At 49.2% G+C, this 22,931-nt stretch carries 18 protein-coding genes; 8 read left to right on the top strand and 10 right to left on the bottom strand.

What is annotated here, in order from left to right:
- Positions 1–34: 34 nt before the first annotated feature.
- The 5 genes from recN to dnaN are packed head-to-tail and all read right to left on the bottom strand — an operon-like array spanning position 35 to position 5,801.
- Positions 35–1,696 carry a DNA repair protein RecN gene (gene recN, locus QZ311_RS03680; RefSeq protein ID WP_297064052.1) on the bottom strand — a complete coding sequence of 554 codons (1,662 nt, stop codon included), beginning with the start codon at positions 1,694–1,696 and terminating at the stop codon, positions 35–37.
- A 51-nt stretch (positions 1,697–1,747) separates the two neighbouring features.
- Complete coding sequence (locus QZ311_RS03685; protein WP_297064056.1) at positions 1,748–2,662, bottom strand: DUF4835 family protein; 915 nt, start codon at positions 2,660–2,662, stop codon at positions 1,748–1,750.
- Positions 2,659–3,861, bottom strand: coding sequence for a bifunctional phosphopantothenoylcysteine decarboxylase/phosphopantothenate--cysteine ligase CoaBC (gene coaBC / locus QZ311_RS03690; protein ID WP_297064059.1), 1,203 nt, complete (start codon positions 3,859–3,861; stop codon positions 2,659–2,661). The genes QZ311_RS03685 and coaBC overlap by 4 nt, the downstream gene beginning before the upstream one ends.
- Positions 3,858–4,619: a 3'-5' exonuclease gene (locus QZ311_RS03695; RefSeq protein WP_297064062.1), complete on the bottom strand. Its 762-nt coding sequence runs from the start codon at positions 4,617–4,619 to the stop codon at positions 3,858–3,860. Before QZ311_RS03695 ends, coaBC begins: the two co-directional genes overlap by 4 nt.
- 48 nt (positions 4,620–4,667) lie before the next feature.
- Positions 4,668–5,801: a DNA polymerase III subunit beta gene (gene dnaN / locus QZ311_RS03700; protein ID WP_297064067.1), complete on the bottom strand. Its 1,134-nt coding sequence runs from the start codon at positions 5,799–5,801 to the stop codon at positions 4,668–4,670.
- Positions 5,802–6,027: 226 nt separating this feature from the next.
- Between dnaN and QZ311_RS03705 the strand changes: the two genes are divergently transcribed.
- Complete coding sequence (locus QZ311_RS03705; RefSeq protein WP_297064070.1) at positions 6,028–6,816, top strand: Cof-type HAD-IIB family hydrolase; 789 nt, start codon at positions 6,028–6,030, stop codon at positions 6,814–6,816.
- A gap of 140 nt (positions 6,817–6,956) precedes the next feature.
- Here the strand turns inward: QZ311_RS03705 and QZ311_RS03710 are convergent, their stop codons facing one another.
- From QZ311_RS03710 to pta, 3 genes are all read right to left on the bottom strand, one after another.
- On the bottom strand, positions 6,957–7,853 hold the full coding sequence (locus QZ311_RS03710) for a diaminopimelate dehydrogenase (RefSeq protein ID WP_297064073.1): 897 nt from the start codon (positions 7,851–7,853) through the stop codon (positions 6,957–6,959).
- 187 nt (positions 7,854–8,040) lie between these two features.
- Positions 8,041–9,243 (bottom strand): acetate kinase, encoded by a 1,203-nt coding sequence (locus QZ311_RS03715; protein WP_297064076.1) that lies wholly within the window; start codon positions 9,241–9,243, stop codon positions 8,041–8,043.
- Positions 9,244–9,290: 47 nt separating this feature from the next.
- Positions 9,291–10,307: a phosphate acetyltransferase gene (pta, locus tag QZ311_RS03720; RefSeq protein ID WP_297064080.1), complete on the bottom strand. Its 1,017-nt coding sequence runs from the start codon at positions 10,305–10,307 to the stop codon at positions 9,291–9,293.
- A 189-nt stretch (positions 10,308–10,496) separates the two neighbouring features.
- On the opposite strand from pta, the gene QZ311_RS03725 reads away from it, so the two are divergent.
- The 5 genes from QZ311_RS03725 to QZ311_RS03745 all read left to right on the top strand — a co-directional run bounded on the left by QZ311_RS03725 (position 10,497) and on the right by QZ311_RS03745 (position 17,594).
- On the top strand, positions 10,497–12,467 hold the full coding sequence (locus QZ311_RS03725; protein WP_297064083.1) for an OmpA family protein: 1,971 nt from the start codon (positions 10,497–10,499) through the stop codon (positions 12,465–12,467).
- A gap of 27 nt (positions 12,468–12,494) precedes the next feature.
- Complete coding sequence (locus tag QZ311_RS03730) at positions 12,495–12,875, top strand: MmcQ/YjbR family DNA-binding protein (protein WP_297064088.1); 381 nt, start codon at positions 12,495–12,497, stop codon at positions 12,873–12,875.
- Positions 12,876–13,073: 198 nt separating this feature from the next.
- Positions 13,074–14,669, top strand: a complete 1,596-nt coding sequence (locus QZ311_RS03735) for an ABC-F family ATP-binding cassette domain-containing protein (protein WP_297064091.1) — start codon at positions 13,074–13,076, stop codon at positions 14,667–14,669.
- A 166-nt stretch (positions 14,670–14,835) separates the two neighbouring features.
- Complete coding sequence (gene typA / locus QZ311_RS03740) at positions 14,836–16,635, top strand: translational GTPase TypA (RefSeq protein WP_297064094.1); 1,800 nt, start codon at positions 14,836–14,838, stop codon at positions 16,633–16,635.
- Between the two features lie 149 nt (positions 16,636–16,784).
- A complete protein-coding gene (locus QZ311_RS03745) occupies positions 16,785–17,594 on the top strand; it encodes an inositol monophosphatase family protein (RefSeq protein WP_297064097.1) in 810 nt (269 codons plus the stop codon).
- Between the two features lie 55 nt (positions 17,595–17,649).
- On the opposite strand, the gene QZ311_RS03750 is transcribed toward QZ311_RS03745, so the two are convergent.
- Both QZ311_RS03750 and QZ311_RS03755 read right to left on the bottom strand, forming a co-directional pair.
- Positions 17,650–18,255 (bottom strand): lysine exporter LysO family protein, encoded by a 606-nt coding sequence (locus QZ311_RS03750; RefSeq protein WP_297064100.1) that lies wholly within the window; start codon positions 18,253–18,255, stop codon positions 17,650–17,652.
- Positions 18,252–18,539 carry a LysO family transporter gene (locus tag QZ311_RS03755; protein WP_297064104.1) on the bottom strand — a complete coding sequence of 96 codons (288 nt, stop codon included), beginning with the start codon at positions 18,537–18,539 and terminating at the stop codon, positions 18,252–18,254. The genes QZ311_RS03750 and QZ311_RS03755 overlap by 4 nt, the downstream gene beginning before the upstream one ends.
- Before the next feature lie 383 nt (positions 18,540–18,922).
- Here QZ311_RS03755 and uvrA point away from each other — a divergent pair, with 383 nt between their 5' ends.
- On the top strand, positions 18,923–21,808 hold the full coding sequence (uvrA, locus tag QZ311_RS03760) for an excinuclease ABC subunit UvrA (RefSeq protein ID WP_297064107.1): 2,886 nt from the start codon (positions 18,923–18,925) through the stop codon (positions 21,806–21,808).
- 24 nt (positions 21,809–21,832) lie between these two features.
- Entirely contained in the window at positions 21,833–22,900 is a 1,068-nt protein-coding gene (locus QZ311_RS03765) for a DUF2027 domain-containing protein (RefSeq protein WP_297064111.1), read from the top strand.
- The last annotated feature ends 31 nt before the right edge of the window (positions 22,901–22,931 follow it).

The following is a 22,931-nucleotide window of genomic DNA, read 5'->3' on the forward strand; positions in this document are numbered from 1 at the left end:
TCTTATTGATGATTAGTAATCAGTTATTTCAATCTCACCGATGAGCCAACAGGCTTTTCGCTGCGGCAATTGCGGCATCGTCGATTTCAGAGCCTCCGAGCATCGATGCTATCGACCTTACACGTTCCTCCTCGCTAAGCAGGGCAATACGGGTATGGGTCGAATTTTCATCATCCTCCTTATAGACACGATACTGGTGAGCCCCCTTTGAAGCCACCTGTGGGAGATGAGTTATTGTCGTGACCTGAATATTCTTTGAAATGTCAAGCATCATCGCCCCCATCCTGTTGGCGACATCGCCTGAAACGCCGGTATCTATTTCATCGAAAATAATGCTCGGCAATTGCATGCTTGACGCGATAATCGACTTTATCGACAACATCAGACGGGATATTTCTCCGCCTGAGGCTGTCGCGCCGACAGGCATAAGCGGCTGATTCTTGTTGAATGCCACCATAAATTCGACCACATCCATTCCTGTCGCGCTCATGTCGGCCGGAGATACACGGATTTCACATCGAAGATTCTTCATCCCGAGAGGCATCGCCACTTCGGCAAGACGTTTGCCGAATTTTTCGGCAGCCTCTTTGCGGGCGGCTGAAATCTCCATTGCGCTCTCTTTGGCAAGAGCCTTGGCCCGCCGTGCGTCACGTTCAAGTTCCTCAATAGCGTCACCCGAACTGTCAAGAGCACGGAGTTTGTCGCGCAATCCGTCGCGAAATTCAATCAGAGCATCAGCATCAGGCATATGATGTTTGTGACACAGCGAGTAGATTGCGCTCAGACGCTCCTCGATGGCATCAAGAGTCGAAGGGTCTGCACCAAGATTCTCGTCAATCGCAGAGAGAGTCGATGCAATGTCGGAAAGCTCAATGCGCACCGATTCCAGACGTCCGGCAATGTCGTCGGACGCATCAAGAACCTCATCCAGATCCTCACAGGCTTCAGAGGCAAGCTCGACCATGCGCAACGCACCGCCTTCATCACTGTCAAGTGTGGAAATCGCTTTAGACAACGATGATTTTATTGCCCCGAGATTGTTGAGCACATCGCGCTCACGCTCAAGTTCGGGCTGCTCTCCCGGCTGAAGATTCAGATCGTCGAGCTGTTCAAGCTGATAACGGGTAAATTCCTCATCCTCACGTGCGCGTTCGATTTTGGCTTTCATAATCTTGAGGCGCTTCACAGCCTCACGGAATGCGTTGAAACGCAAACGGTATTCGCGCAGACGCACCGAATTCGCAGCAAGAGTGTCAATCACGTCAAGCTGAAACTCCGGAGTGGCAAGCAACTGATTCTGATGCTGGGAATGGATATCAATGAGATGCAGGCTCACTTCCCTCAGCTTTGCCAGCGGGACTGGCGAGTCATTGACAAAGGCGCGCGAACGTCCGGCCGGTGAAATCTCACGCCGAAGGATACAGCGTTCGTCATCCCACTCGATATCCTCCCGAAGACAGAAATCCTTGAGCGAAGGATAATCATCGACAGTAAACACGGCTTCAATGACGCTTTTTGCTTCAGGATTGGTCACCACACGGGTGTCGGCCCTGCTGCCAAGCAGAAGAGAAAGCGCGCCAAGGATAATCGATTTTCCAGCACCTGTCTCGCCTGTGATGACATTAAACCCTTCATGAAACCTGATATCTATCAGGTCAATGAGGGCATAGTTTGATATATGGAGTGATTCAAGCACGATAATATCTGATTTTTGAGTGAGAGAAAATGGTTTCTATGTGTTCAGGCACTAATGATTATCAGCTCCGCGTTTGATTTTTTCAAGACGTGTCTGCTCGGTCGGAAACATGGACGATAAGAGTCCATAGGCATGTTCCCGCTCATCGGCGGGGGCTTTACTGTAGATGTTGACAAGCTCATCGAGTTTCGCATCCTTAAACATTGAAAGTCCCACGGACATTGGTGCGACCTTAAACACTTCGCCAAGTATATCCAGAGAAGTATCAATAGTCTTTCGTCCTTTATCTGGGCTTACCGACATCTGGTCAAGCCCCTGAAGATGGTAACTGTAATATAGATCCCGGATAGCACGGGTCGAAGGATCGGTGAACGATGCAAGCACAGCCGCCCTGTTTTTCGTATCTTCAAAAGCTTTCCATCCGCTTTCACCCGACGACTGGCCCTGTTGGACTATTGTCTCAAGACGTTCGAAGAACTGCTCTCCGCCACGAGGCGAGAATGAATCAAAATCGACAGCGAGAATCAGATATATGTAGAAATTCAATATCTGTGTCAGCTGGCTTTCCATGCTCGTCTCGGAGTAAAGCAGCGGTTCGCCTTCGGTGTAGGTAAACGAGATGTTGTTGTCCTTGAAATTTATAAGCGTCGACGTATATGAAGAATTGTAGACCGGACGGACAGACTGCACCTGAAGCGTTCCCTCCATTTTCCCGGTCGATTCGTCATATGTCCCGATTGTGAACAGTAAGGTGCATTCAATCTTTTCATTCGGCGAGAACTGGGCAGGCGACCACCTCGTGGTATTCACATACTCGTTAATCGCACCCTGAAGAGTCTCGAAAATGCTCTTGTTCGTGCCTTCAAGCAGTGACGAATTGACCTCGACACGGCAGTTCAGCTCCTGTGCGGCGATGGCCACAGGCATTAAAAGGACAACAATCAGGAGGGAGAGGATTTTTTTCATATCGACATAATCGCGTCGACTATATCAGTCGCGACTTCGCTTTTCGGTTTCAGACCGAACTCCTCGCGCGACCCGTCGGCCTTAAAAACAGTAACCTTATTTGTGTCTGTGCCGAATCCTGCCCCTTTGTCACGCATGGAATTAAGCACAATCATGTCGAGATTCTTGCGCTTAAGCTTCTCACGGGCGTTGTCAGCCTCATTGTCCGTTTCAAGGGCAAATCCTACAAGCAGCTGTCCCGAACGCTTCATCTTCCCAAGCGTCGCAGCGATATCAGGATTTTTCACAAGCTCGATAACAGGCACATCGGAATGCTCACGTTTTATTTTATGGTCAGCGACAGTGCGTGGCGCATAGTCGGCAACAGCCGCACACATGACCGCCACATCACTTGACGGGAAAGCCTCCTCACAGGCAGCAAGCATTTCCCGCGCCGACTCAACCCTGACAAGTTTCACCGCAGGATTATGGACAGACAGCGAGACCGGACCGCTGACAAGGGTGACTTCAGCACCACGCGAAGCACATTCCTCAGCCAGAGCATAGCCCATTTTTCCCGACGAATAGTTACCTATAAATCTGACAGGATCGATTTTCTCGTGAGTCGGACCGGCCGTAACAAGGACTTTCTTCCCTTTCATGTCGACAGTAGCGCTGAAATAACGCTCAAGCGTCTCAGCAATCTTTTCAGGTTCTTCCATTCGCCCCTTGCCTACGAGGCCGCTTGCAAGCTCCCCGCTTTCAGGTTCGATTATGATATTGCCGTAGCTGCGGAGAAGATTGATGTTGGCTGTGGTCGATGGATGAGCCATCATGTCAAGATCCATCGCCGGCGCGACAAAAACCTGAGACTTGGCGGAAAGATATGTGGTCACAAGCATATTATCGGCAATCCCGTGAGCCATCTTGCCTATGGTAGATGCCGTGGCCGGAGCTATGACCATACAATCGGCCCAAAGCCCCAAATCGACATGCGAATGCCATTCGCCGGTGTTGGCGGTGAAAAACTCACTGACAACCGGCTTCTGACTCAACGAAGAAAGGGTCACCGGAGTTATGAACTCCTTGCCGGCTGGGGTCATGACCACTTGCACCTCAGCGCCTGCCTTGATAAGCAGGCGCAGAAGTGTAACTGATTTATAGGCAGCGATGCCTCCACAGATGCCTAATATGATATGTTTTCCTGAAAGAGCACTCATTTCATGCGAAGTTTTATGCGCGTGAAGCAGTCTTTGGTATTCTGGGCGAAATCGCCCTTCATAATCCAGTCGTAGTAACCTGAATCCTTTTTAAAGACCTCGTCGACCGGACGTCCCTTATATTTGCCGAAATTAATAATCTCACGGTCGTTGTCATCGAGGATGATACGTCCCATAAAATCCACATTCCGGCTGTTGCGGGCATACTTGCTCAATTCCTCCATGTCGTTTGGAAGATCGTCGTAACGGTCGAGCTGGGCTTTCAGCACCTCGTAAGTGGCCCGTGTATCAGCATTGGCCGAGTGCGCGCCGTCAAGCTCCTTTCCGCAGTAAAAACGGTAGGCTGCCACAAGCGTGCGCTGTTCCTTCTTGTGAAATATGGTCTGAACGTCAATAAACCTTGCTTTTGAAAAATCAAATTTCACTCCGGCACGCTGAAACTCCTGATCGAGCATCGGGATGTCAAAACGATTGGAATTGAATCCGGCAATGTCACAGCCTGTCATTTCATTAGCCAGCGAACGGGCAAGCTGACGGAAAGTTGGCTCACCGGCAACATCCTCATCCGTAATATGGTGGACTGCCGTGGCTTCCTCCGGGATGTGCATTTCAGGGTTCACACGACGGGTCTTTTCGATTTCCTCACCATTGGGAAGCACCTTTATGAGTGAAATCTCGACGATGCGGTCATGGATAATGTCCACGCCAGTGGTCTCAAGGTCAAAGAAGACTATCGGTTTCTTGAGGTTCAGTTGCATTTCCTGATAAAACTTTGCTTAATTTTCTTAATGATAAGTCAAGAATAATTAGAAATCGGTGACATTCATCGGCATGAGGAGCATGGTGAGACGTGTGTCGGCCTTGTCCTCAGTAGGAATGATAACAGCGGGCTTCGAGGGATCAGCGAGCTTAAACACGATGTCTTCTGTCCAAAGCACCCCGGCCAATTCGGAAAGATATGACGAACTGAAACCGACAATCATATTCTTACCTGTAAAATCGGCGGCAAGAGTTTCGATACCGGATGTATTATACTCATTGTCGGATGCCTTGATTGTCATGCGCTCAGGCATTATGTTGAACTTGATAAGCCCGTGGCCTTCATCGACAAAAAGGCTTACACGACGCACTGCCGTGGTAAACGAGTGGCGGTTGACTGTAAGGGTGAAAGGATTGTTTTCAGGGATGACACGTGTATAGTCAGGGAAACGGCCCTTGACAAGACGGCTCTCAAATGTAAACGTATCCGTCTCGAAAGTCACACCGGTCTGCGGTTCGAGCTTGACGGTCACTTCCTCATCCTTGCTGAACACGCTGCGGAATACGTTGGTAGACTTGTTGGGCAAGATGAACGCACCTTCAATTTCAGGCGAGATGCTTGCATCTTCGAAACGCACGAGTTTATGGGTGTCGGTTGCGACAAAAATCAGTTTGTCAGGCTTGATGTCCCAATATACACCCATCATTTGCGGACGGAGCATGTCAGTACCGGCGGCAAAAGAGGTGTATTCCAGACCGCGCAGCAGAGCAGAGCCGGGAGCTTTGAACACCAGCATATTGTCGGATTTGGCCGCACGGTCGGGATGGGGATACTCAGAACCTTTGAGCCCCATGAATTTATAAGAGCCGTTGGGATGCGACATTTCAATCGCAAGCGTAACGTCGTCGATTTCAAAATTCAGTTCCTGTTCAGGCATCACTCTAAGGAGCTCAACGATGCGACGGGCGTCGATGCAGAACTCACCTTCGCCGTCCACATCCATGATGGGAATTCGTCCACATAACATATTTTCGCCGTCGCAGGCTGTGATAGTCAATACATTACCCTCAATCGAGAAAAGGAAATTATTGAGTATGGTCAGCGCATTTTTGGCGTTGATAACCTTGCTGACCGATGAGGCAAAATTATGAAGCGTCTTGCTTGGAACTGTGAATTTCATTGCTGATTTACTTTATAGTTTTTATCCCACAAAGTTAACACAAAAATCCACAATATCCAATATGGCGATTAAATTTGGCATTATTTGACATTGACGACCACAACAGGCATGTAGAATCAAAACTCTGTGAGAACTGACAGACAAATCGCAGGCAAAAAGCGCTCATGATTGCCGATTGGAAACTTTTTTCGTAACTTCGCGGTCGCTAAAAACTATCCCATTCGCAATGATAAAAGCTATATTTTTCGACATTGACGGAACATTAGTCCCATTCGGCTCACATGGTATCCCTAAAGAAGTAAGCGAAGCCATCGCACATGTACGCAGAAACGGAATCAAGGTTTTTATTTCAACAGGCCGACACCTGAACTGGATCGATAATCTCGGTGAAACCGAATTTGACGGCTATGTGACTGTCAACGGGGCTATATGTCTCCTTTCGGACAAAAGCACCTGCATTTACCGCCGGACTATCCCAAGGACTGACATAGACCGTATCATTTCCTTCTCCCACCGGTCAGAAATTCCATTAGTCGTAATCCCTGATGACGGAAAAATCTTTATCAACAGGATTGACGATGGAGTGCGCCATGTCATGAAGCTTTTACGCGTAGCACATATCGACGAACGCGACCTCGACACCATAGGCGACAGAGAGGTGGTGCAGATGATGGCTTTCGGCACAGAGGAAGAACGCGTCAAGAGCCGGATTTTCGGTGAAGTGCTGACCGACTGCGAGCCGACAAGCTGGAATCCTTATTTCTGCGACATCATCCCTCAAGGAAGCGATAAGAGTGTCGGCATTGATAAAATCATCGAACATTTCGGAATTCTGCTCTCCGAGACAATGGCATTCGGCGACGGAGGCAACGACATCGGCATGCTGCGCCATGTGGCGACAGGTGTCGCAATGGGTAATGCCGATGACAGCGTGAAGGCGGCAGCCGACTATGTGACCACTGAAGACACTAACCACGGAATTGTAAACGCGTTCCGTCATTTCGGACTGCTCTGACATAGACCAAGGGCATAAAAAAAATTAAATCACAGACATTTTCCTTGGAGTTTAAACCATGAAAAATGTCTGTGATTTTTTTTCGTCAATTCCGCTCGGCTAATCAGCCAATATGCCTGCCCCGAGCGAATATAAACTGATTACACGAGATGTGCGACAAGCTCTTCGCGGTCACCAGGGAGAAGGTCGATGACAGGAATCTCAATCATCGTATATGCTCCGGGAGCAAGACGCATCGAAGCACGCGCCACTCCGACAAGCAACTGAGCTGTAAGAGCCGGATTGTTGATTGACATGTTGAATTCGAAACGCTGGTTCTGAGTCTTACCAGAGACACCTTTTCGTACCATGTGCACACCATGACCCATATCCTTCACAGCGTCGACACTCTCGACAGCCATGACGTGGGTTTCGTCAGATGCAAAATAGGGATCTTCCTTGACAGCCTTTGCGACATCTTCGAGACGTGCTCCCTGCTCAAGCTCAACATATACCATGCGACGATGCACACCGTCGCCCAAGGGCATGGTCATTGAAAGCGCATTCTTCACACCGGGTTTTGACTTCACACACACAGTATGGCCCATACTCATACCCGGGCCAAAATTAGTATAAGTCAAGCCCTTCGGCGCAGCAGCCTCCATGAGTGTGCGGACAATAGAGTCACTTCCCGGATCCCATCCGGCAGAAATCACCGCTACACGGCCTGCCTTGCGGGCAGCCTCGCCGAGTGAACGACGGAGATTGACAATCGAAGTATGAATGTCGAAACTGTCGACAGTATTGATTCCCATTGCGAGATATTCAAGAGCGTATTTCTCAACTTCGCGGGTAGGAGTGGCAAGAATAGCCACATCGACGTGACCAAGTTCGCGAATGTCAGTAACAACCTTGTAGCCTGCAAGCTCGGCAGGAATTTCGCTGATGTTACGGCGTACTACGCCTGCAATCTCAAAATCGGGGGCAGCCTCAAGGGCTTCGACGGTGAAACGGCCGATGTTTCCATAGCCAACCACCGCAGCTCTAATCTTTGTCATATTTGCATTATTATTAATTGATTGTTAATTGTTTTCGTTTAACACGTCGTGTAAAGGCAGCCTTCAGACAAAAGGCTGAATAATCGGAGGGAGGATAGACCAGCCAACACACCCGGCAGGGAGGCCGGTAAAAAACGAAACAGTGCCAAAAACATCAATGTTCCCGGCACTGTTTCTATTTTTTGAATTATTTCTTCGAAACAATTGATTCGGTATCACGGGCAATCATGAGTTCCTCATCTGTAGGAATCACAACAACCTGCACTTTAGAAGCCGGTGTTGAAATGACGGCCTCCTTGCCACGAAGCCCTGCGTTGACTTCCTTGTCAAGCTCTACACCCATGAAGGCGAGAGGCGCGCAGACATCTTCGCGGAGTGAAGTCTGGTTTTCTCCTACACCGCCGGTGAACACGATGATGTCCACACCGCCCATTTCTGCGGCATATGCTCCGACATACTTGACGATGCGCTGCTCATACATGTCCTGAGCGAGACGTGCACGCTTGTCGCCGGCATTGATAGCGGCCTCGATTTCGCGCATGTCGCTTGAGATACCTGTTGTGCCAAGCATTCCGCTCTCCTTGTTGATGATTTTCTGAAGTTCGGCAGCCGACAGATTGTGCTTGAGCATGATGTAGACGAGAGCACCGGGATCGATATCACCGACACGTGTACCCATCATGAGACCTTCGGTCGGGGTAAGACCCATTGAAGTGTCGACACTCTTGCCACCGTCGACAGCAGTAATCGAACCGCCGTTGCCGATGTGGCAGGTGATGATCTTCTTATCCTTTATGTCAACTCCAAGGAATTCACACACGCGCTGCGACACGTAGCGGTGGCTTGTGCCGTGGAAACCGTAGCGGCGCACACCGTCTTCCTCATAATACTTATAGGGAAGTGCGTAGAGATACGATTTCGCAGGCATGGTCTGATGGAAAGCTGTGTCAAATACAGCAACCTGAGGTGTCGACGGCATCAGTGTGGTGATAGCGTCAATACCGGTCATGTTTGCCGGATTGTGGAGCGGAGCGATATCGTAGCACTGCTTAATCATATCCTTGACCTCATCATTGATAAGGACGCTTTCGCTGAACTTTTCAGCACCGTGCACTACGCGATGACCGACGGCATCAATCTCATCGTAAGATTTGATGCAACCTTCAACGGGATCAGTCAGGATATTGAGAATGGCCTGCACCGCACCGTTGTGGTCAACGAGTCCAAGTTCGACAACAGCCTTCGAGCCATCGTTCTTCTTGTATTTCAGAAATCCGTCGGGAAGTCCTATTTTTTCAACACCGCCTTCGGCAAGGACAGCATCGTTTGAAGTGTCAATAAGTTTATATTTTACTGAACTGCTGCCACAGTTCAACACGAGAATTTTCATTTCTTAGTTTTTATTAATTGTTTATCGTTTTAACGATAGAATTCTGTTTAGTTATTCTCCTTGAGACCGATGGCCTGATTGCAGGTGATGATGATTGTCTTGTAGATATCTTCGGGGAAGCAGCCACGCGAAAGGTCGTTGACAGGAGCAGCCAGACCCTGAAGCACAGGACCGACAGCTTCTACGCCACCAAGACGCTGCACAAGCTTATAGGCGATATTGCCGACTTCGAGCGAGGGGAACACAAGTACATTCGCACGGCCTGAAAGCGGGCTGTTGGGAGCCTTGCTGTTAGCCACACCGGGGACGAGGGCGGCATCAGCCTGAAGCTCACCGTCAAGCACGAGATTCGGATCGAGCTCGTGGGCGATACGGGTAGCCTCGATAACCTTGTCGACACGTTCGCTCTTGGCGCTGCCCTTGGTAGAGAAACTGAGGATAGCGACACGGGGTTCGATTCCGGCGATATCACGTGCGGTTTTGCCTGCCGAAACGGCGATTTGTGCGAGCTGAGCTGCATCGGGTTCGGGAACAACCGCGCAGTCGGCAAATATGAGGAGACCATTAGTTCCATAGTTCATGCCTTCGGGAAGAACCATTACGAAAGCACCTGAAACCACGTCAATGCCGGGCATAGTCTTGATGATCTGGAATGCGGCGCGAAGCACATTTCCGGTAGTGTTGAGCGCACCGGCCACCTGTCCATCAGCATCACCGGCCTTTACCATAAGGCAGCCGAGATACAGAGGATTGGCAGAAGTCATGCGGGCTTCCTCCATTGTGATGCCCTTCTTTTTACGGAGCTCAAAATAAAGAGGAGCGTATTTGTCAATCACCTTCTCGTCGGAAGGATTAACGATTGTTGCCTTGGCGATATTCTCAAGCTTGAGATCCTTGGCCATCGCCATGATTTCATTGGGATCACCAATGAGGATGATGTCGGCGATGCCGTCGGCGATAATACGGTCTGCGGCGGTTAATGTACGAGATTCTGTGCCTTCGGGAAGGACGATACGCTGACGGTCGGCTTTGGCCTTAGCGGTAAGTTTTTCAAAAAGACCCATAACGGTATGTTGATTTAAATTAAAGATTTGACAATTGTATCTGCACTCGCGCTTGTCATCTTGTCAAGTCAATTGGCCGGGCGGAGGGGTGCGCAATAACTACGCAAAGATACAATCATTTCCCCTCTTTTCCAAAATAAAATATTCCCAAGTTTTTATCGTTAACAATATATAATCACATCTCAGCCCATGGCAACTCGACATCACCTTAATTATATATGTGTAATTCTCTGCACTCTGATCCTCGCCTCTTGCTCAGGCGCGAAGATGAGTGTGGCCGACGAGCAGATGGCTCGCGGAGAATACTTCGACGCCCAGAAAACATATCGCAAAATCTACAATAAGCTTAATCCACGCGAAGAGCGGAAACTTCGTGGCGAGGTTGCCGCCAAGCTTGGAGAATGCTACACGCAATTAGGGCAGAACGCACGTGCGGCCGCCGCCTATCAGAACGCATTGCGTTACGGACATCCCGATTCCACACTGCTTCTTCAGCTCGCAAAAGCCCATCACGGACAGGGCAGCTATCCTCAGGCAATAAAAGCCTACGAAGACTATCTGAATCTATGGCCCGATGACCGAAAGGCCCTTCAAGGTCTGTCCGGCGCACGCAAAAGCGCAGAAATCAAGCGTAACAAAACACGCCACATAGTCCGAAATGCAAAACTTTTCAATTCACGCCGTGCCGATTTCTCGCCAATGTTCAACGGTGATGTGCTTTATTTCACCACCACCAATGAAAAGGTGACAGGAACCAAACGCAGCGAAATCACCGGCATGAAACGCAGCGACATATGGATGGTGCGCAAAAACGAGCGTGGCGAATGGCAGCGCCCCGAACCGGTCGAAGGAGAACTCAACACCGAATGGGACGAGGGTATCGCATCATTCTCGCCTGACGGCTCGACCATGTATCTCACCCGCTCAGTGCGTGTGCCTGACCGTGACACCGGCGTAGACATATACACCTCCACCCGGTCGGATGCACAGTGGAGCGCTCCTGTGAAACTTGAAATCACCCACGATACAATCTCAAGCTACGGCCACCCCGCAGTCAGCCCGTCAGGCGAATATCTCTATTTCACATCCGATATGCCGGGTCAAGGCGGAAAGGATATATGGCGCATCAATCTCCGCGAACGAGCAGGAAGCCTTGAAAATCTCGGCGAAGCCATCAACACACCCGGCGATGAAGTGTTCCCCTATATGCTGACCGACTCAATCATGTATTTTTCGTCAGACGGCCACCCCGGACTCGGAGGACTTGACCTGTTCAAAGCCACACTGACCCCTTCGGGCGGATGGCTGGTGGAAAACTTGGGAAGCCCGATGAACTCCGAAGGTGACGATTTCGGAATCACTTTCGCGACCCCGGCAAAAGAGGCCGGCTATTTCAGCTCAAACCGTGGCGACGGACGCGGATATGACCATCTGTACTCCTTTGAACTTCCCGACCTCAAAATTCTCATTTCAGGCTGGGTATTGGACAAGGACGAAGAACCCGTGCCCAATGCCATCATCCGCATCGTAGGCAACGATGGCTCAAACCAGAAAGCAGTGGCACGCAACGACGGCTCATTTTCATTCCCGCTACAGCGCGGTGTGAAATACGTGATGCTCGCAGGTGCTAAAGGCTATCTCAACGCCAAGCAGGAATTCACCTCCGACAGCGCGGAAGAAGACGCCGAATATGGAATAGACTTCATCCTTGCCTCAGTCACCAAGCCAAATATCGTCGATAACATTTTCTATGATTTCGACAAGGCAACCCTGCGTCCGGAATCAAAAGAAGCTCTTGACGGCGTGGTGCAGATGCTGCGCGACAATCCTAACATCACCATCGAGATGGCTTCACATACCGACCGCAAGGGCTCGGACGAATACAATATCGCCCTCTCCGAGCGAAGAGCAAAAAGCGTGGTCGACTATCTCATTGCCGCCGGCATCCCCGAAGCACGCCTCCAGTATCAGGGCTATGGCGAATCACGACCAATGACCATCACAAAGCGGCTTGCCCGCGAATTCCCTCAGTTTGAAGAGGGACAGACCCTCGACGAAGGCTTCATCATGACACTATCCCCTGAAGATCAGGATACGGCCGACCAGATTAACCGCCGAACCGAATTTCAGGTGCTTTCCGTGGACTATCAGATGTATTAAACCATCCGCCGATTACTTTTCTAAAAAATGGACATCGAATCAATACGCGACTATTGCCTATCGCTACCGCTGACAAGCGAGGACACGGCCTTCGGAGAGGACTATCTGCTTTTCAGGGTCTGCGGGAAGATTTTTGCCTGCTATGGATTCAACCTTGAGGATTATTTCGTGGTCAAATGCGACCCGGACTATGCACTTGACCTCAGAGACCGTCACGATGAAATAATACCGGCATGGCATTGGAACAAACGCTACTGGAATCAGATACGGCTACACGGCAACCTTCCGGACGATTTCATCCTCTCGCTTATACGCCACAGCTATTCGGAAGTGGTCAAAAAGCTTCCGCGACGCATCAAAACCATGCATCCTGACATCAACAGCATCTCCGCATCAGACATCCGCTGACACCTCTGAATACATCCGAATCATAGGCGTCAAGCATTTTGCCGATTGAAATTAATTGTGTAAATTTGCACACGGAATCAAACAGACGAAAAAAATGTAAAAAGCGCACCTTAATCTTTTATTATCGGTGATTTTATTAAACAGCCATATCGAAATCGTTATGGCAAAATATCTGCTTTTTTATATTTTTCGACTACAATGAGTCTACAGATTCAGAATCTTTCCTATACCCATCCTGACGGCGTCACTTTATTTAAAGACCTCAACTTTTCAATCCCACAAGGCTGTAAATGTTCCATAATCGGCAAAAATGGAAGTGGGAAGTCCACATTACTTAAAATTTTAGCAGGTCATTTGCATCCGACAGACGGGTGCATACTCAACCGCGACTCCACATTGCTCATCCCACAACACTTCGGGCAATACGACAACATGTGTGTCGCCGAAGCACTCGGAGTCCATAACAAAATCAACGCTTACAACAACATTCTGCGAGGAGAAACATCCCCGGAGAATTTCGACATTCTTGACGACGACTGGGAAATAGCCGACAAAGTCTCATCGGCACTGGCGCAATGGCTGCCTGAAAACATATCGGCAGACACGCCTATGCGTCAACTGAGCGGCGGCGAGAAGACAAAAGTCTTTCTTGCGTCAATAAGCATCCACAAGCCCGATATAATCCTGATGGACGAGCCGACAAACCATCTCGACAGCATAGGCCGTGAAAAGCTCTATCGGTTCATAGGTGATTCAACAGCCACAACGATTATTGTCAGCCATGACAGGACACTGTTAAACCTGCTTGACAACCAGTTTGAACTATCGGGAGGGGCAATCAGATATTATCCCATGTCCTACGATGACTATTCAGCAGAAGTGGAGTCCGAACGGGAAAACCTCGCAAAGCGACTGGCCGGTAAAGAAAAGGAACTTCTAAAGACCAAACGGCTGGCAAACCGGCAGAAAGAACGTCAGGAGAAACAAAATTCACGTGGAAGGCAACACTCGCGCAAAGAGGGCTTGCCCCGCATACTTATGGGCGGCCTCAAAGACCGTGCTGAAAAAACGACCTCGCAACTCGCCGACACAATGGCATCTAAAATCAGTAAGATTAACGATGACATCACAACCCTCCGTTCGTCGCTCAAAGATAGCTCATCAATCAAGATGGATTTTGAAGACTCCATCATCCATAAAGGGAAAATACTGGTGAAAGCCACAAATGTCAACCACACATTCCCCATGTCAGGCCCACTCTGGAATGACAGTGTAGACTTCACTATCACAAGCGGAGACAGGGTAAGAATCACCGGGATTAACGGCTGTGGCAAAAGCACCCTCCTTCATATGATAACAGGCCGGATAAAAGCCTCTCAGGGTGACATTTCCGTTGCCGACGACACCAGCATCATCTACATTGATCAGGAATATTCCCTCATCGCCGACGACGTTTCAATCTTTGAGCAGCTCTCACGCTTCAACCGTGAACTGCATGACCATGAGCTGAAATCCTATCTGACGCACTTTCTTTTCACCCGCGACGTATGGGAGCAGCCGTGTGCCAAACTGAGCGGAGGCGAACGCATGAGACTGCTGCTGTGTTGCCTCATGATTTCCAACAACACTCCCGATATCATTATCGCCGACGAACCCACCAACAATCTTGATATCGACAGCATGCAGATACTCGCCTCGACACTGCGCAGCTATCAAGGCACACTCATAGTCGTAAGCCACGATGACAGCTTCATAGCCGATGTCGATGTCCGACAGACAATAAATCTTACATGAAGAAAGCTCTTAAAAATCATGCAGACAACACAAAATTCAGCCCAAGTATCACCATTGTAACTCATGCCGTTTAATTTTTAAGAGTTACTTAGCTCCTTTTTTCAAGGCAATACACTGCCGTTTGCAAAAAATTAAGTAAATTTGCAGCCGAAAATTTTTAAGGACAATGCAGAAGATTAGAAATATTGCCATCATCGCACACGTCGACCATGGCAAAACAACCCTCGTAGACAAAATGCTCCTGGCCGGAAAGTTATTCCGCGACAACCAGTCGACCGGCGAGCTCATACTTGACAACAACGACCTTGAGCGCGAACGAGGCATAACAATCCTCTCGAAAAACGTCTCCATCAACTACAACGGTTACAAAATCAACATCATCGACACTCCGGGACACGCCGATTTCGGAGGCGAGGTAGAGCGTGTGCTCAACATGGCCGACGGTTGCCTGCTGCTTGTCGACGCCTTCGAAGGTCCTATGCCACAGACCCGTTTCGTGCTTCAGAAAGCAATCCAGATGGGTCTCAAGCCGGTAGTGGTCATCAACAAGGTCGACAAACCAAACTGCCGTCCCGACGAAGTGCAGGAAATGGTGTTTGACCTCATGTGCAATCTCGATGCGACCGAAGAGCAGCTCGACTTCCCGACAATCTACGGCTCTGCAAAACAGGGATGGATGAGCACTGACTACAATGAACCGACCGACAACATCACCCCGGTGCTCGATGCTATAATCGAATATATTCCCGAACCTCAGGTGCTCGAAGGCGACGCTCAGATGCTGATCACATCTCTTGATTTCAGCAGCTATGTCGGACGTATCGCCATCGGCCGCGTACACCGCGGTGAACTTCGCGAAGGCATGGATATCGCCCTGTGCAAAAAAGACGGGACTACCGTCCGCCAGCGCATCAAAGAGCTCCACACTTTCGAAGGAATGGGCCGCAAAAAGGTGGAATCGGTAAAAAGCGGCGACATCTGCGCGCTCGTCGGAATCGAAGGCTTTGAAATCGGCGACACGGTAGCCGACCTCAACAATCCCGAGCCACTTCCGCGCATTGCCATTGACGAACCTACAATGTCAATGACATTCACCATCAACGACAGTCCTTTCTTCGGAAAAGACGGTAAGTTCGTGACATCGCGCCACATCCACGACCGTCTCACCAAAGAGCTTGACCGCAATCTTGCTCTGCGTGTGAAAAAAGCTGACCATGAAGACTCTTGGACAGTATTCGGCCGCGGCGTGCTTCACCTTTCAGTCCTCATCGAGACAATGCGTCGCGAAGGTTTCGAGCTTCAGGTCGGCCAGCCTCAGGTCATCATCAAAGAAATCGACGGAAAGAAATGCGAGCCTGTGGAAATGCTCACAATCAACGTGCCTGAAGATTACTCATCGAAGATTATCGACATGGTCACACGTCGCAAAGGCGAAATGGTCTCGATGACAACTCAGAACGACCGTCTCCACATTGAATTCATCATTCCCTCAAGAGGCATTATCGGTCTGCGCAACAATGTGCTCACCGCATCGGCGGGCGAAGCGATCATGGCTCACAGATTCCATGAATACCAGCCTTGGAAGGGTGATATCGAACGCCGCACAAATGGCTCGCTCATAGCCATGGAAGGTGGAACGGCTTATGCCTACGCTATCGACAAGCTCCAAGACCGCGGACGCTTCTTCATCTTCCCGCAGGAAGAAGTCTATGCCGGACAGGTTGTGGGCGAAAATGCAAAAGACAACGATATCGTGGTCAATGTCACCAAGTCAAAAAAACTTACCAATATGCGCGCAAGCGGTGCTGACGACAAGGCGAGAATCATACCTCCTGTGGTCTTCTCGCTCGAAGAAGCGCTTGAATACATCAAGGAAGACGAGTATGTCGAGGTAACACCCCATCACCTCCGTATCCGCAAAATCATTCTTGACGAAATCGAACGCAAACGCGCCAATAAAGCTTAAACCAAGCATAAATTAACGTTTCTGAAGCTATGCCATACGAAAGGCATAGCTTCTTTTGTTATATAAGATAAAACGTGACATTTAAAACAAAAGCCGTCTTACAGATATTATTTGTTTTATTGGCACAAAACCATTCTAACTTTTCAGATATGAATAACACGATGACCGACCACAAAGACTTCCCCACCTTGGACAATATAATCGAATGCGCCCGTAATGCAGGAAAAATCGCGATGAAATATTTCCGTCACAACGATCGCATGGAAATGCACAACAAACTAAATGACAGCGACATCGTCACAACCGCTGATAAAGAGTGTGAATCATACATCACTGATTTCATCAAATCGCACTATCCGACCCACTCCATCCTCTCGGAAGAATCGGGCGAGACAGATGGTTCTGACAAATGCCGATGGGTGATTGACCCAATTGACGGCACAACAAATTTTTTCTCAGGCATCCCGCTATGGGCCATCAGCATAGGTGTCGAGCGGAATGGTGAAACCGTTATCGGTGTCGTCTATCTGCCGGCAACCGACGAGCTTTTCTATGCCGAAAAAGGCAAAGGGGCATTTCTCAACGGTAAAAAAATCCACGTCTCCACCCAATCAAAGCTGTCACGCTCTGTAATTTCGACCGGCTTTCCTGTGGACAAGGACTCCAATCCCGACAACAATCTCGACAACCTCGCCGCCATCCTTCCACGTGTGAGAGACATACGTCGCCTCGGCGCAGCCACAGCCGACATATGCTACACCGCAGCCGGATTTCTTGGCGGATACTGGGAACTCAACCTTCACGAATGGGATGTCAATGCCGGACTGCTGATTCTGACAGAAGCCGGAGGAAAATACACGCGCTTCCGTAATGACCGCAATGTGTCAATCGTCTGTGGCACATCTGAGATACACGATCAGCTTCTAAGCCTGCTAAACCCTTCACCGCGCAAAGCCTGAAAACGACTTAGAGGCCGTCCGTCGGTGAGATTTACCAACGGACGGCCTCTATTATTCATATATTACAGAAAAGAGTCACAAGCAACGGGACACTTAAATCGACAACAAATCCGTGATAGACTGAAAGAACTGCAAACTTATTGCCGGAAACAGCTGTGATTATCGGCAGAGTCGTATCCATCGAAGTAGCCCCACCTGATGAAATCGGGGCAAGCGGGCCGAACAACCTGCACAGCAGTGGCGCGCCGAGCAAAGTTATAATTTCCCTGCATATATTGGCAAGCAGAGCTATGATGCCCAATTCAGCGCCTTTAGTTTCTGTAATAAGGATACTTGACAGCGAATAGTATCCGAACCCCGAACCGACAGCGAGAACTTCGGGTATGCTTCGCGACGGAATGAATAGTGAAACCGCCAGAGCCCCGGCCAATGTCCCGATAATAGTGATAAGTGGCAAAAGAAGCATGCCCGGCCTGAGGGTACGCAGATTTTTCTTAAGTTCCGAAATATTATGTCCGATGCCTATTCCCACGAGAAATATGAGCACAGCAAGTGCCACGAAACTGATATCGAAACCTAAGCGGCTGATATCGACTATACCGGCATAGCCACATAAAAGTCCTATGATAAAAAATCCGACTATTATAAGACTACCCTTCATCGACCGCCTCCTTTCCCACTGTCATTTGTACATGTAAGCCTCCAGAGAATCAAAGCCAGAGCCGAACTGCCGATCACACCTCCGAGACTTATGGCAAACGCCTCTATGCCCAACGATGCAATCCATCTGACAATCCGTTCGTCGCTTCCGGCTTCAACTCCAAGAAGAAACAGAAGCAGCCAGATGATACCCATAACAATATTGTCAAGATACCTCAATTTCCTCCGTCGCAGAAAATATCCGGCCACAATACCGAGCGCTATCATACATATAATAACCACCATATCTGAGTCACCGTGTTACAGATTACAATTTTCACCCGGACACATCACCAAATTCTCAATGAAGTCCGGCGACTGCAAAATTACAAAAAAATTACACGGCATGAGCATAAACCACATACAGCACTTGCTCATATCTTAAACTTCAACGGAAAAGAGGTCACCGGCTTCGACATCTGTAGCGTACGCTTTTCCAAAAAGCATCCGTCGGAGTGGGGCAAGGCATTTGGAATCGACAAGTATCTATGGTTTGAACTAATTCCAGATGTAAAGAAGGAATAGCACCGCAATCCATAAAACGATTGATGCCCTGACACACGACAGCAGCTTGCATTTCTAACGGATTTTTTATAACTTTGTATGTTACAATTGAAGGAATCCTAAAAATGCAGAAAGAAAACCACATATCTCCTCAGGAACAAAATATCATCGTCTTAGGCGCCAAGGTCAACAACCTCAGAGACGTCGATGTAGAGATTCCGCGCGGCAAACTTGTCGTTATTACCGGTGTATCAGGGTCGGGAAAATCATCGCTGGCTTTCGACACTCTCTATGCCGAAGGGCAGCGACGCTATGTGGAAAGCCTGAGCAGCTACGCACGTCAGTTCATGGGCAAAATGCCCAAACCTGAATGCAAGGCTATTCTCGGACTCCCACCGGCAATCGCAATCGAACAGAAAGTCAACACCCGCAACCCTCGAAGCACCGTAGGTACATCAACCGAAATCTACGACTATATGCGTCTGCTTTTCGGACGCGTCGGCCACACCTTCTCCCCGATAAGCGGTGAAGAGGTAAAAAAACACACAATCAACGATGTTGTGGACTATGTCACCTCCTACCCCGAGGGCACGCGTGCAGCCATCATCTCACCTATAATTCTCCCCGAAGGCCGAAAATTTGCCTCGCAGCTCGACGTCTATCTCAAGGCCGGCTACTCGCGTGTGGTCAAAGAGAACGAATTTATAGATATCGAAGAGCTACTCCCTATTGTCAGAGAGTCCACAGACCCCGACAGTTTCAACCCGGCAGACTATAATCTTCTTGTCGACCGTCTGGTCATCTCAACAGAAGCCGACGAAATCAGCCGTCTTAATGATTCGATTGAAGCTGCATTTTTCGAAGGGCGTGACTGCCTTAAAACTCTCATATGGTCCGAAAGCGGAATCGTAGAGAAGGAATTCTCCAAAATCTTCGAAGCCGACGGCATACGTTTCGAGACTCCGACCGACATGATGTTCAACTTCAACAATCCTGTCGGCGCATGTCCCACATGCGGAGGTTTCGGAAAAGTGCTCGGCGTGGACGAGCGGTTGGTCATCCCCAACAACACCCTCTCGGTCTACGACAATGCTGTGGCATGCTGGCGTGGAGACAAGATGAGCGAATGGAAACGGATATTCATCGCTGACGCGGCTCAATTCAAATTCCCAATCCACAAACCATATCTCGACCTTACGCAAGAGGAAAAAGACCTTCTGTGGCACGGACCGGCCGACATGACAGGCGTCACCACGACTTACGGTGAATTCCCGTCAATCGACAATTTTTTCAAAATGCTTGACGAGAATCAATATAAGATACAATACCGCGTCATGAAAGCGCGCTATCAAGGCAAGACAGTCTGCCCGGAATGCCACGATTCGCGTCTGAAAAAATCTGCATCCTATGTCAAAGTCGGAGGAAAGACAATAGGAGAACTTGTCAGCATGCCCGTCAGTGAACTGATTGTCTTCTTCCGCAATCTGACTCTCGATGAAAACGATTCTAAAATTGCCGGCCGTCTCATGCGCGAGATAAACAACCGAATTTCTTATCTCGAGGAAGTAGGTCTCGGTTACCTCTCTTTAGACCGCCTTTCATCGACCCTCTCAGGCGGAGAAAGCCAACGCATAAACCTTGCGACATCGCTTGGCAGCAGTCTGGTGGGTTCGCTATACATTCTTGACGAACCATCCATCGGACTCCATTCGCGCGATACAGACCGCCTGATTTCAGTCCTCAAAAAACTTCGTGACCTCGGAAACACAGTCGTGGTTGTCGAGCACGACGAAGAAATCATGCGCACCGCCGACTATCTGATTGATGTCGGGCCTGACGCAGGACGCCTCGGAGGAAAAATAATCTTTCAGGGTGAACCGTCACGACTGATTCCTTCAGCAAAATCCGACACCGAGACAAACGGCAGCTACACTGCCCGCTATCTCACAGGCGAACTCTCGATTCCTGTCCCGAAACAACGACGAAGGTGGAGAGATTCAATAAATGTAATCGGTGCGATGGAACATAATCTTAAAGACATTGATGTGCGATTCCCGCTCGGTGTCATGACAGTCGTGACAGGAGTCAGCGGTTCAGGAAAATCAACCCTCGTCCGCGACATCCTCTTCCGCGCACTCAACCGCCACCTCGGCAATCCGGGAGACGCACCGGGCACATTCCGCCGCCTTGAAGGCGATTTACACCGCATCAAGAACATTGAATTTGTCGACCAGAATCCGATTGGCAAATCCACCCGTTCCAATCCCGCAACCTATCTCAAGGCATTTGATGAAATCCGCAGGCTCTACGCCTCCACCCAAGGTGCAAAACAGATGGGCTACACCGCGTCGGACTTCTCGTTCAATTCCGACGGAGGGCGGTGTGAGGAATGTAAGGGCGACGGCTACATCACCATTGAAATGCAGTTTATGGCCGACATTACCGTGCCCTGCGAATCATGTCACGGCAAGCGCTATCAAAAAGAAATCCTCGAAGTGGAATATCGTGGCAAAAACATCTACGATATTCTCGAAATGACCATTGATCAGGCAATCGAGTTTTTCAGTGAAAGTGACGGCACACAAGAAAAACGTATCGTCAAACGTTTGCGTCCGCTAAGCGATGTCGGACTCGGATATATAAAGGTAGGACAAAACTCCTCGTCTCTCTCAGGCGGTGAAAACCAACGTGTGAAACTCGCGTCATTTTTCGCTGACGAGAAAGCAGAGCCGACACTCTATATATTTGACGAACCCACGACCGGTCTTCATTTCCACGACATAGCGACTCTGATGAAATCATTCGACCGCCTCATATCAATGGGGCATACAGTGCTCATCATCGAACACAATATGGATGTCATCAAATGTGCCGACCATATCATCGACATAGGCCCTGAAGGGGGCGATGCAGGAGGCAACCTCGTCGCGACAGGCACGCCTGAGGAAATCACGGCATGTGAAAATTCCTATACAGGCAAATTTTTAAAAGACAAATTGCAGAATAATTAACAAACTACCATAATTGAAACTATCATGGCAAAAATAGGTGATCGCGTCCGCTTCCTAAACTCAGTCGGTGGCGGCATCATCAGAAAAATAGAAGGAAACATAGCATATGTTGACGACGATGGCTTTGAAACCCCTACCCTTCTCCGCGAATGTGTAGTCGTAGCTCCGGCCGAAGTCACAGAGAAAAAAGTGGCCGTCTCGCAAGACGAGATTGTAGCCAAAGTGCAGACAGCACAAAAACCGGCCTCTTCAACACCCGCTAAAGAGGAACTTCCCATCGAAGAAACACCCGAAGGTGAAAAGCTAAACATCGTTCTTGCCTACGAGCCGTCCGATTTAAAACACCTCAACTCATCGACCTTTGACACCTATCTTGTCAACGATTCAAACTATTATCTCTATTTCACATATCTGTCGCGCTCTGACGAAGCTGACGGCTGGACCACACGCTACGCAGGAGTTGTCGAGCCTAATATTCAGGTATTCCTCGAAGAAATCACCGGCACGGATCTCCCCTCGATGGACCGCATAGCATTCCAGATGATTGCATTCAAATCGGACCGCGAATTCAAACTCAAATCGCCGGTTGCAATTGAAACAGCACTCGACACCACTAAATTTTTCAAACTCCACTGCTTCCGTTCGAATCCTTATTTCGACAAAGAAGTAATCGCTGTTGACCTTGTGACCAACGACAAGCCACGCCAACGAATGGTCCTTGACTCGTCGCAGCTCGAAAAAGGGCTAAAAGCCAAGAAAGCCATCGACCGTCAGGTGAAAAAACCTGTACAGAAATCACATCCCAAGCGAGGCGAACGAATTGAAGTCGACCTCCATATAAACGAACTTGTCGATACAATAGCCGGCCTGTCACCGGCCGACATCCTCAACCTTCAGATTGATGAATTCCGCAGGGTGATGGATGAAAATCTGAAAAACAAAGGACAGAAAATCGTTTTTATCCACGGTAAAGGCGAAGGAGTGCTCCGCGCAGCCCTGATGAAAGAGCTTAACCATCGCTACAAGGGCCATGACGTTCAGGATGCCTCATTCCGCGAATTCGGCTTCGGTGCGACGCAAGTGACCATTTAAAACCGGATTAAAAGCTCATTTCTTTCAACCA

It is taken from the genome of uncultured Duncaniella sp., assembly GCF_910578445.1.
In the GTDB taxonomy this organism is placed as follows: domain Bacteria; phylum Bacteroidota; class Bacteroidia; order Bacteroidales; family Muribaculaceae; genus Duncaniella.

Bases quoted from the DNA above. Each gene is read 5' to 3' on its own strand.
- QZ311_RS03685 (WP_297064056.1), bottom strand. From the start codon at position 2,662: ATGAAAAAAATCCTCTCCCTCCTGATTGTTGTCCTTTTAATGCCTGTG.
- coaBC (WP_297064059.1), bottom strand. From the start codon at position 3,861: ATGAGTGCTCTTTCAGGAAAACATATCATATTAGGCATCTGTGGAGGC.
- QZ311_RS03695 (WP_297064062.1), bottom strand. From the start codon at position 4,619: ATGCAACTGAACCTCAAGAAACCGATAGTCTTCTTTGACCTTGAGACC.
- dnaN (WP_297064067.1), bottom strand. From the start codon at position 5,801: ATGAAATTCACAGTTCCAAGCAAGACGCTTCATAATTTTGCCTCATCG.
- QZ311_RS03705 (WP_297064070.1), top strand. From the start codon at position 6,028: ATGATAAAAGCTATATTTTTCGACATTGACGGAACATTAGTCCCATTC.
- QZ311_RS03710 (WP_297064073.1), bottom strand. From the start codon at position 7,853: ATGACAAAGATTAGAGCTGCGGTGGTTGGCTATGGAAACATCGGCCGT.
- QZ311_RS03715 (WP_297064076.1), bottom strand. From the start codon at position 9,243: ATGAAAATTCTCGTGTTGAACTGTGGCAGCAGTTCAGTAAAATATAAA.
- pta (WP_297064080.1), bottom strand. From the start codon at position 10,307: ATGGGTCTTTTTGAAAAACTTACCGCTAAGGCCAAAGCCGACCGTCAG.
- QZ311_RS03725 (WP_297064083.1), top strand. From the start codon at position 10,497: ATGGCAACTCGACATCACCTTAATTATATATGTGTAATTCTCTGCACT.
- QZ311_RS03730 (WP_297064088.1), top strand. From the start codon at position 12,495: ATGGACATCGAATCAATACGCGACTATTGCCTATCGCTACCGCTGACA.
- QZ311_RS03735 (WP_297064091.1), top strand. From the start codon at position 13,074: ATGAGTCTACAGATTCAGAATCTTTCCTATACCCATCCTGACGGCGTC.
- typA (WP_297064094.1), top strand. From the start codon at position 14,836: ATGCAGAAGATTAGAAATATTGCCATCATCGCACACGTCGACCATGGC.
- QZ311_RS03745 (WP_297064097.1), top strand. From the start codon at position 16,785: ATGAATAACACGATGACCGACCACAAAGACTTCCCCACCTTGGACAAT.
- QZ311_RS03750 (WP_297064100.1), bottom strand. From the start codon at position 18,255: ATGAAGGGTAGTCTTATAATAGTCGGATTTTTTATCATAGGACTTTTA.
- QZ311_RS03755 (WP_297064104.1), bottom strand. From the start codon at position 18,539: ATGGTGGTTATTATATGTATGATAGCGCTCGGTATTGTGGCCGGATAT.
- uvrA (WP_297064107.1), top strand. From the start codon at position 18,923: ATGCAGAAAGAAAACCACATATCTCCTCAGGAACAAAATATCATCGTC.
- QZ311_RS03765 (WP_297064111.1), top strand. From the start codon at position 21,833: ATGGCAAAAATAGGTGATCGCGTCCGCTTCCTAAACTCAGTCGGTGGC.